9 protein-coding genes and 1 pseudogene are annotated in these 9,726 nt (G+C 54.2%); 9 read left to right on the forward strand and 1 reads right to left on the reverse strand.

Translation table 11 applies throughout. The annotated features are described in order from the left end of the window. The first annotated feature begins 6 nt into the window (after positions 1–6). From EKD02_RS06565 to EKD02_RS06605, 9 genes are all read left to right on the forward strand, one after another. Complete coding sequence (locus tag EKD02_RS06565) at positions 7–768, forward strand: PEP-CTERM sorting domain-containing protein (protein ID WP_126343045.1); 762 nt, start codon at positions 7–9, stop codon at positions 766–768. Then, the gene (locus EKD02_RS06570) at positions 765–2,720 is read left to right on the forward strand and encodes a tetratricopeptide repeat protein (protein WP_185805711.1); all 1,956 of its coding nucleotides are present in this window, start codon (positions 765–767) and stop codon (positions 2,718–2,720) included. Before EKD02_RS06565 ends, EKD02_RS06570 begins: the two co-directional genes overlap by 4 nt. After that, positions 2,717–3,529 carry an archaeosortase/exosortase family protein gene (locus EKD02_RS06575; RefSeq protein ID WP_126343051.1) on the forward strand — a complete coding sequence of 271 codons (813 nt, stop codon included), beginning with the start codon at positions 2,717–2,719 and terminating at the stop codon, positions 3,527–3,529. Before EKD02_RS06570 ends, EKD02_RS06575 begins: the two co-directional genes overlap by 4 nt. Then, positions 3,529–4,008, forward strand: a complete 480-nt coding sequence (locus EKD02_RS06580) for a hypothetical protein (protein WP_126384618.1) — start codon at positions 3,529–3,531, stop codon at positions 4,006–4,008. The genes EKD02_RS06575 and EKD02_RS06580 overlap by 1 nt, the downstream gene beginning before the upstream one ends. Continuing rightward, positions 4,005–4,595: an exosortase-associated EpsI family protein gene (locus tag EKD02_RS06585; protein ID WP_126343058.1), complete on the forward strand. Its 591-nt coding sequence runs from the start codon at positions 4,005–4,007 to the stop codon at positions 4,593–4,595. The genes EKD02_RS06580 and EKD02_RS06585 overlap by 4 nt, the downstream gene beginning before the upstream one ends. Positions 4,596–4,729: 134 nt before the next feature. Then, positions 4,730–5,872 carry a PAS domain-containing sensor histidine kinase gene (locus EKD02_RS06590; RefSeq protein WP_126384620.1) on the forward strand — a complete coding sequence of 381 codons (1,143 nt, stop codon included), beginning with the start codon at positions 4,730–4,732 and terminating at the stop codon, positions 5,870–5,872. Beyond that, on the forward strand, positions 5,869–8,229 hold the full coding sequence (locus tag EKD02_RS06595) for a GAF domain-containing protein (protein ID WP_126384622.1): 2,361 nt from the start codon (positions 5,869–5,871) through the stop codon (positions 8,227–8,229). Before EKD02_RS06590 ends, EKD02_RS06595 begins: the two co-directional genes overlap by 4 nt. Next, positions 8,226–8,831, forward strand: coding sequence for a chemotaxis protein CheD (locus EKD02_RS06600; RefSeq protein WP_160460286.1), 606 nt, complete (start codon positions 8,226–8,228; stop codon positions 8,829–8,831). Before EKD02_RS06595 ends, EKD02_RS06600 begins: the two co-directional genes overlap by 4 nt. A 67-nt stretch (positions 8,832–8,898) precedes the next feature. Next, a complete protein-coding gene (locus EKD02_RS06605) occupies positions 8,899–9,276 on the forward strand; it encodes a response regulator (protein WP_011358127.1) in 378 nt (125 codons plus the stop codon). Between the two features lie 258 nt (positions 9,277–9,534). Here the strand turns inward: EKD02_RS06605 and EKD02_RS06615 are convergent. After that, positions 9,535–9,726: pseudogene (locus tag EKD02_RS06615) on the reverse strand (transposase); the annotation flags it as partial.

Here is a 9,726-nt window from a genome sequence, read left to right on the forward strand (position 1 = left end):
CCCAATATGCATCCCTCAATAGCAGCAGATGGACCGGTTCCGAACAAAGCAGTCAAGAAACTCCCCGCAACCCTCCTCCTTGCGGGACTACTCCTTGCAGGCCCGCTTTCAGCAACCGGACTCACAGCAACTGATACGGATCCCTTCAATGCGACCTATCTGGAAACATTGCAAGACAATCTTGGTCTAAACCTTTACGAGAGGGAAAGCATTGGTGACATTCCTCTCGTCAGTCTGGACCCCTCGAGTATCAGTCTGACAACGACCTCCGGTGTGAGGGTCTATTATATAGGCACGACCTCCAATTATATCAACACATTGGGATACAGCACCAATGATGGAGCTGTCGCACCCATTTTCAAGACGAGCTTCAGTACATTCGACAGAAACCGCCTGATGCCGGGGGATTTCATTGATCTGGGTAATGTGGAAGGTGGTTCACAGCTCGATTTTTTCATGACCACCAATCTGGGCTTCACCCGCACCAATACCGTTTCCACAAGCGACATGATTGAGCATGCCGTCGCCTACGCCATAAGTGACAGCCCCTATCTTCTCCTCGGTTTCGAGGACACCATCAGCGACTGGATTGGAGGAGCGGACTTCAACGATCTGCTCTTCGCCGTTGATATCGGAGCAGCGAATGTCTCCGCCATGACCGCCGCGCCTGAACCCTCGACCCTGCTCATTCTCGGCAGCTTCCTGCTCATGGTGGCATTTCTCAGAAACCGCCAGCGCATCGTGGCCCCTAAATGCTCCCAGGCATGAAACAGCACCGGACCGTGCGGCTCATCATCATCGGGGCCCTCATCCTCTTGACGGGTGGCGGCGTCTATTTCGGTCTTCCCGCCATACGCGCAGTCATCAAGGAATCAAGAGACAAAACTGCATACACAGAGGCAAAAACCTTTCTCAACGACCAAAGGGCGGCAAAAGCATTCGAGATCATCCGGATGAGGGACAGCTCCGTTCCCGACAGGAACAGCGAATGGCTCCACCTCGAAATAGAGGCCCTCAGTGCACTCGGCAATGTTGGGCGCCTGAGCGCTCTGTACGATCGCCATCCCGAAGCGTTCATGCAGCACGAAAAGGGATCGATGATTGTGGCCCGCGCGATGCTTGCAACCGGGGACATGAAAAGCTATGTCACATTCAGAAAAGCATGGGAATCGCAGGAAAAGCAGCCAGAACTCTGGTTTGCTCTCGATGTCGACGCCCTCATCCTTCAACAAGACACGGCCGGAGCCCTGAAGCTCTTGCGCTCCAGATCTTTCGAAGGTCAGGCTGATGCGGCAAGGCTCAACAGGCTTGCTCTGCTAACGGCAGGCGGGAACCTGCAGCAAGCCTGGCAATATCTGGAGCAGGCCTACAGCGTAGCCCCGAAAAATCCTGATGTCCGTTCTTTCAGGGCACAGATACTGGAGCGGATGGGTAAAGAAAAGATGGCCCGGGTTGAATATGTCGCAGCCCACCTCGCCCTTCCGGACAATCCACTCTATCGGGATCAGCTCGCGGAATTCTACCGCCGCCGCGGGCAGATCGGCCTTGCAGTGCAGACATGGGCACGGGATCTCAATGAACGCTCAGCCGATTTCATCAGGCTGAAGGCTCTTTTCTGGAGCAGGGTGACGACACCGGCATCGATTGGCAAAACCGATCCTGCTGACATATATGGAGAGCTTGCGCCACTCGTCATCTACCTGCAAGAGCTTCCTGAGGGGCAATTCTGGGATGATGGCCTGTTCGAAAAAGAAGTTGCCAAAGGCCAGATGGTGCTCGAAAGGCGCCAGGAAGCCTACTGGCTGCGCATCCTGGAAGCTCTCCGGAACAAAGAGGAAGAAAAATGCTACGACATCATTCTCGTCCACCCGTTCAAACGATCGTCCTGGAACCCCGATCTCGAGAAGGCGCTGGAACGGGTCCTTGCCTACCGGCTCGAGAAACCCCAGCCGATGGATGCAAATGCGTTTGGTGCAAGTGGCCGCAACACCGAACAGAGACACCAGCTGTTCGAACAGTTGGAACGGATCGCTATGAGGGAAAAACCCGACCCCAAGCTTGACCGCCTCCTGCGTAGCGATGAAGCTTTTGCTGCGGTCTTCATGGCAGGCGGCTGGATGGAAGCCGCCCTGCAATTGCGGGGCAAGGGAGCCATACCGGAAGGCATCCCCGACTGGTACATTTACGGAGTGACGCAGTCTCTCCGCTTCAACAGGGATGCGAAAGCAGCTCTGGCGTTTGCCCGCAGCCAGCGGCCCACACAGGAAATGACACTGCTGACCGGAGAGATACAGCTCGCAAACAAGGAGAGAGCTGCCAGTATCGAAATGCTCGAGCCACTGACCAAGAGCAAATCTGCGATTGGCTACCGCGCAGCATGGCTGCAGAGCCTTGCCTATCTGGACCAAAAAGCGACCCTCAAAGCCCGGAATGCACTCCAGCGCCAACCCAAACTATTCAGCAGTACGGCAGGCAAAGAAATTCTGGCCCGCATCGCGCTTGCTGAAGGAGAACCCGAAAAAGCCCGCGCCATCTATACATCGCTGGCAGACCGGTCGGCCGAAGCCAAAGCCTACCTGGCCATGCTCGCATACCGCCAGAAAGACTGGAATACCTGCAAAATCCTGACCATGGAGCTGATCAAAGAGTTTCCAGACAGAATGGAGCTTCAGGCCAACCTCGCGGCCATCAACAAAGCCGAGAAGGAGAACCGGCAATGACAGCTCGCGATTACCCAATCATCGCTGCGCTCTTGATTCTGGCCCTCTTCATCTGGATACACGATCTATCATGGATGATGCAGCCGGCCGACACCCTCCCCATTCTTCTGGCCATACCCTGTATGTTCTGGCTCGGAAGCCCCTGGAAATTCCTTCCCGGAGCGTTCCGTGTGCCGACAGGAGGCCTTGCCGTCACGACAGGGGCTTTCATTATCGGCATCGTAACAGGCTGGATGTTTCTTCTGGCCATCAGCTGGACCGTTCTGCTCTGGAGCTGGCTCTCAATCCGTATCGAACCCGCGGACCGGCGGCGGATCGCAAAACTGCTGATCCTGCCGCTGATGGCGTTCCCATGGCTCCTGCTGGACGCTCAGGCCGTTGGCTGGTGGTTCAGGCTTTCTGGCAGCTGGGCAGCTGGAGAATTCTTCTCTCTTACAGGGTTCCATGTGGTCCAGGACGGAACCAGGCTGCTGATACAGGGCCTGCCTGTTGAGGTGACGGCCGCCTGCTCGGGGATGCATTCCCTGCAGTCGATGCTGATTGCCGGTTCGGCACTCGCCTATATCATTCTCGGCCACCACCCGATATACTGGCTCAACCTTCCGCTGCTGGTCGTCATCTCATGGATTGCCAACACGGTGCGCATCGTGGCTATCGCTCTGGCAGCTCTTGCTGTATCACCCGAATTCGCGGCAGGCCTGTTCCATGAATGGGGCGGCTGGGGCGTACTGATCCTAATGTTCGGGCTATGCTGGGCTATCTTCACCCTGCAGAGAACCCTTCTGAATAATAAAACCGCACAAGCATAATGCGAGACCACTGGATCATCGCACCGCGACTTGCCATTACGCTCTGGTGCATATGGCAGGCACGCGACCTTCTTGCGGCATGGGAGCACTCCGGATACGACCAGTATGGATGGATAGCGTTGCTCGTCTGGTGTCTTCCGGTCTTCATGTCAGGGACCTCGGCACTGTTAGGTGCAGGAGCGCGCCAGTATGGTATAGCCATGCTGACAGCGGCACTCCTTCTTGCCCTTCTGGGTCAGGCCGGATCGCTCCACATGCTCCAGCATGCCGGACTGGCCCTGGCTCTTGCGAGCCGGATTCCATTCTCACCGCATCAGTTGCTGTGGCTGCTCTCATCGATATCATGGATGCCCGCCTTCGGCTGGATCGGCAGCCGGCTCTTCTTCGGCCATATCCTTCCGGCAAGGCTCCTATTGGCCCTCACCGCAGCGGGCTGGCTTGCCGCTGTGCTTAGAAGCAGGAGGATGGAACGGCGATGAACGACAGGCACAACAACACGATGCTCTGGGCGCTTCTGGCCCTGGCGGTACTCTTCGGAACTGCAGCGGAATGGCTTACGCCAGGGGTCAGTAGTGACCGGCTTGCTGCACTGCGGCAAAAGGGATCGCTGTTTGCATCCCGTTCCCTTCCATTCTCCCCTGAAGAAACCGCATTCTACGGAACGGCTCGCGCTCTCAAACGTTTCTATCAGTGCCGGAACGGGGCGTTCATCCTGATTGCCGTCGATGGATCAGCGAACCGGCATGCTGTTCATGATCCGCTCTATTGCATCAAAGGAGCTGGGTGGGAGATTACAGAAAGCAGACGACTCGTTGTCGACGGAGGAACGGCAACCCTGCTCTCTCTCACCAGGAAAGGACAACAGAGAGAGGCCGTCTTCTGGTTTTCCGACGGCTCATCCCGCCATAGTTCCGTCCTCCGATACTGGCTTCAGACCACTCTCCGGAGACTGACCTTCGGCGCATCGGGCAAGGAACCGGTCTTGTTGATCCTGCAGTCCATCGAGCATGATCGTCCTGACTGGCAGTCGCTCTTGGAGCGATGTCTTTTCCTTTTTGAAGTTTAACCCGCAACGCGCATAAAAACGAGAGATGTTCTGTTATATTACAGCCGTATATCGCACAAAATGATCCGCTTTAGCCCCGAATCGAAACCGATACCACCCTCATTTCTGAAACATTACATCTATACGACAGCCCCATGTCACAACAAACCCAATCAAAACCCGACACCATTCTGTTCAAGCACGCACCGGCGCCGATGTGGCTGCAGCAGGGCAGCATAGTCATTGATGCCAATTCCCGGGCGCTAGACCTGTTTCAGGGACCCGGCAGTGAAAGACTCATCGGTACCGACATCACCACTCTTCTTTCCGACTGCGGACAGGATGGAGGCGATGCATCTCTTGAAGCTTTGGCGCTGTTCAGGGATGTTGAAAACGGAAATGATGCAACCGCAGACTGGCGCTGCCGGAAGCCGGACGGAAGCCAGATGGATCTCCACACTGAAATGAGCCCTGTCGACCTTGATGGCCAACGATTCATCCTGATCGTAGCGTTCGATCAGAGCCGACTGAACCGCGACCGGGAAGCAATGCAGACACAGCGGCGGCAGATGCAGAACTTTATCGGGAATTTCTCTCACGAACTGCGCACATCGCTCTTCAGCATTCTCGGCTTTACCAGTGTCCTCCGTCAGGATGAAGCCGTGCTGGACACGGGACAGTTCAGGGAGTTCCTATCCATTCTCAACATCGAAACCCTGAAAATCTCATCCCTCGTAGAAGATGTACTCTCTCTTTCCCGCATCACTACCGGTGCGGGCGTACTGAAAAAGAGACCGGCAGATCTCATAGCCATCCTTGAGGAACTCGCTGGCACCATGGCCGGACAGGCTACCCGCAACGGCGTCGCCCTGAACAAGAAGTTACCCGATGGCCCACTGACACTCTTCATGGATCCCGATGCCATCAAAAGGGTATTTTTCAACCTGATCGACAATGCTGTACAACACACACCGATGGGAGGCTGGATTGAGTTACGCGCTGATGCAGATACCTCCCGTTCCTCCATCATCGTAAAGGTCATCGATTCAGGACTCGGGATTCCTGCACGCGACCTGCCGCATGTTTTTGAACAGTTCTACCGCGTTGAGCGATCCGGATTCACCCCTAACGGGTACGGCCTCGGACTCTCTATTGCCAAGCAGATCGTCGATGCCCATGAAGGCTCCATTGCCATCGAGAGCGATGAAGGTGCCGGAACGACCACAACAGTCGTAATCCCCTTCAGCAATGGCATCGATGGCATGGCCTCGTTACCCATAAGCGAAAGTGTTTCATGATCTGCACACCCCCCGAAGCACCCCGCAGGCGCTCCTACGCTTTCCTTCAGGAAACCATTTCGTCGCTCTGCGCCTCATTCCCGGAAAACATGCGCAGCCTTACACGCAGGGCATGTGAGATGAGCGACTGCCCGGCATCTCTCTACATCAGGATGAGGGAAGATGGCAAAACCCGGTACCTGGCTGCAGGCCATGCTGTCAGCAAAGGGCTTTTGGGCATAACGATGCCGCAGGAACACGAAGGGCCTGCCATGGACCACTGGATCCTTGAACATACAGGCTTTGAACATACATTGAGCTTTCCCGTCTCGCTGAGAAGCGGAGGGTATGCATACCTGACCATGCTCGCAGATAAGCCCCGTCGGCTCACCATCAAGCAGTATGATGCTCTTGAAGTCATCACCCTTGCGCTCACGCACGCCGAAGAGCTCCAGGATGCTTCGCGGGGAAACCTCACCCAAGAGCTCTTCAGCAGTAGCCAGGAACGCGCCAGAGAGCAATGTGACGAAACCCTGCTGACGAGCGTATGCCGGGAACTGGTTGAACAACACGGAGCCGAAAGTGCCTGGATAGCCCTTGTTGACCGTACACGGGTTCCCGATGGCCGATTCTTTCATGCAGGGTTGACGACCGATGAAACCGCCCGCCTCGACACCATGCTTAAAGAGGGCAAGATCTCCGGGTGTGCGTCACGGTCCATGAACACCGCAGACGGGCAGGTTATCAGTTCACCCCGCTTGAAATGCAGTGCATGCCCAATGTCGGAAGACTTTGACGGATTCGGACACCTGAGCATCGGGATCTGCTTTAACGATCAACCGTACGGATGGCTGACAGTATCGGTTCCGAGTAGATACATTTCAGACCATATCCAGCATGCCGTACTTCAGGACCTGATCACTTCACTCGCTATAAGCCTGCATTCGAGAGAGCTTGACCGACAGAACCTCGAAACCCAGAAAAGCCGGGAACGCATGCTGAAGCACTTTGAGCGGCTTTCGGCATTCCGGATAAAACAGGTGGAAATGATGAAGAACGCTTCCGTCAGGAAGATCCTTCAGGCAACAATCGACGAAGCTGAAGAGTGGACGGAAAGTCGAATCGGTTTTTTTCATTTCATCGAAGCGGAACATGAAACCATATCCATGCAGGTCTGGTCAACGAGGACGATTGAATCCATGTGCCGCATGAAAGACATGTACGGGCATTGCCAGCTCGACCATGCCGGAATATGGGCCGATGCCATCCGTGAAAAGCGCACCGTCACCCATAACGATTACGCCTCAGCTCCGAATCGTAAAGGTCTGCCGGAGGACCACGCAGAGCTTTTGCGGGACATGGTAGTTCCAATCATCCGAAACGGCAGGGTCATGGCGATCCTCGGCGTTGGCAACAAATCGCGATACTATGACGAGGATGATGCCTTCTGGGTAGCAGCCCTTGCTGACCAGACCTGGTGTTGCCTCGAAAACAAACTCTTTGTTGAACATCAGGAACTGATGCGGCATCAGCTTGAGCATGCAAAGAAAATGGAGATGATCGGCAACCTCGCATCAGGTCTTACCCACGAAATCAATAATCCACTTAATTTCATCCGCCTGAATATTGCAAACCTCGATGAGGACTTCCCCAACCTTACCAACCTTGTCACCCTCTACCGACAGTTGCTTGAGGGTATGGAAAGCATAGATGCATGCAGCCCTATAACCAGAGAAATCCGTTCCCGGGAAGAAGCCATCGATATTGATGGCCTGATGGAAAACCTTTCAGCAGTAATTGCATCGACACGGCACGGGGTGGAACGCATTACCGGCATTACCCGGAGCATGCGAAACTTCTCCTTCAAGAACCTGACTGATACACACATCAACTCAAACATCAATAAAACAATTCAGGACACCCTGTTGATCGTCAACCATGAGAGCGCCGACACCGCCGATATCCGGACTGACCTCGGTAAAATCCCCGCGGTGGCGTGCAATCCGTCTCAAATCGGCCAGGTTGTCCTGAACCTCCTGATGAACAGCCTGCAGGCCATCAGGCAACAGAAAAGAACCGTCAAGGGACAGATAGGAATAAAAACCTGGGCTGACACCACACAGATCTACTGCTCGATTACCGATGACGGTCCGGGCATCGAGCAGTCGGTTAGGCAGGAAATCTTCACCCCGTTTTATACGACAAAGGAACGCGGAATCGGTACGGGTCTCGGACTGAGTATTTCCTATGACATCATTGTTCATAAGCATCAGGGCCAGCTCGACTTTGAATGTCCCCCGGAAGGGGGAACGGTCTTCACCATGGCATTACCGCTGCAACAGGAAACTGCCTCCGATCAAAGAGAGGGCCAATCATGAAGAAAACTGCGAAGACAGATACGGAGGACGCCTTCAAGTTCCGGAGTACATTTGGAAAACATTATTATGACGGATACGGTGCCCGGCATGAAACACCGCACATCGTCGCCTATACCGGCGAGGTTACAGCGGCAGGTCCCGGCAGAGTGCTGATTTCCAGCCCCCTTGGCTCATGCATAGCCGTCTGTGCATACGATCCGGGAACTCAAGTCGGAGGACTGGCGCATGTCATGCTGCCGGGAGTCCCTCCGGCACGTGCTGAAACAGGAAAGGACCGCTATGCCGCCCATGCCCTCGAAACGCTCTTCAGCGTAATGCAGAACGAAGGGGCAGACCCGGGAAATCTTCTCATTTGCCTTATCGGCGGTGCCAATGTCCTAAGGCGCGAACACGATACCATACATATTGACAACCTACGATCACTGACCAGCCTCATCCTGCAAAGAAATCTCCCAATCTGTCGAACCATGACAGGAGGCAGTGAGCGGATGATGGCTAGAATGGAGACAAAAACCGGCAGAATTTTCCAGACCACAGGAAACGACCCCGAAGAGATGCTTTTCGATTACTTCACCCACAATATCGAGAGCCCCGACAATTAGGATTTTCATCACGGCATCGTTAAGTTCAATTAAATTATGCAGTAAGTATCAAAACGACATCATTACCATGGCCCAGCAAACAATCCTTCTCGTTGAAGACGAACCACATACAAAAAGGCTGATTTCCTATGTCCTTGAGTCAAAAGGCTTTCATGTCATGGTCGCAGAAAACGGCAGTGTAGCCCTTGATATATGTAAAAACAACGTGCCCGATCTCATTCTCTCTGATGTAATGATGCCGGTTATGGACGGACTTGAGCTCCGCAGAAAAGTGCTTCAGGACGCAGCACTGTCCGCAATTCCGTTCATCTTCCTTTCCGCCAGGGCACAGACGCATGAAATCATCAATGCAGAGAAACTCAACCCGATTGCATATATCACGAAGCCTGTTGAACCGGATGAAATCACTAATATCATTAATGGTATCCTCAAAAAAAATTCATGATGGGATGCATTGAACGGGGAGGGCTTAAGCCAGGATTAAGTATGCCGGCGCAAGTGTATTAACGCCTCTTATGCGGACCGGCAAGGTTCTAAACTATAGGGATGAGCGGGTTACGGCCGTCCTCCCTTCTTGCCTCTTGACCGTGCCGCCTTCAACCCCGCCTGCGTCCGCTCCTGAATCATAGAAGGCCGATACGATACAACTATCAAGAATTCAAACCCGATACTACGAACACCGCGCTCTTAATGTATTTTTTTTAGCAACAAGTTTCTTCAGGTGGGCGTTTTCCTGTTCCAGCAAGCGAAGGCGGCGCAGTTCGGTAAAGCCCATGCCTCCGAACTTGGCTTTCCAGTTGTAAAGCGTTGGCTCCGAAACTCCCAGTTGCCGGCAGACCTCTTTCACCTTTACTCCTGCTTCGGCTTGCCTGAGGGCGAAGGTGATCTGCTCTTC

The sequence above is a fragment of the Chlorobium phaeovibrioides genome, from assembly GCF_003968655.1.
In the GTDB taxonomy this organism is placed as follows: Bacteria; Bacteroidota; Chlorobiia; order Chlorobiales; family Chlorobiaceae; genus Chlorobium; species Chlorobium phaeovibrioides.

Bases quoted from the DNA above. Each gene is read 5' to 3' on its own strand.
- EKD02_RS06565 (WP_126343045.1), top strand. From the start codon at position 7: ATGCATCCCTCAATAGCAGCAGATGGACCGGTTCCGAACAAAGCAGTC.
- EKD02_RS06570 (WP_185805711.1), top strand. From the start codon at position 765: ATGAAACAGCACCGGACCGTGCGGCTCATCATCATCGGGGCCCTCATC.
- EKD02_RS06575 (WP_126343051.1), top strand. From the start codon at position 2,717: ATGACAGCTCGCGATTACCCAATCATCGCTGCGCTCTTGATTCTGGCC.
- EKD02_RS06580 (WP_126384618.1), top strand. From the start codon at position 3,529: ATGCGAGACCACTGGATCATCGCACCGCGACTTGCCATTACGCTCTGG.
- EKD02_RS06585 (WP_126343058.1), top strand. From the start codon at position 4,005: ATGAACGACAGGCACAACAACACGATGCTCTGGGCGCTTCTGGCCCTG.
- EKD02_RS06590 (WP_126384620.1), top strand. From the start codon at position 4,730: ATGTCACAACAAACCCAATCAAAACCCGACACCATTCTGTTCAAGCAC.
- EKD02_RS06595 (WP_126384622.1), top strand. From the start codon at position 5,869: ATGATCTGCACACCCCCCGAAGCACCCCGCAGGCGCTCCTACGCTTTC.
- EKD02_RS06600 (WP_160460286.1), top strand. From the start codon at position 8,226: ATGAAGAAAACTGCGAAGACAGATACGGAGGACGCCTTCAAGTTCCGG.
- EKD02_RS06605 (WP_011358127.1), top strand. From the start codon at position 8,899: ATGGCCCAGCAAACAATCCTTCTCGTTGAAGACGAACCACATACAAAA.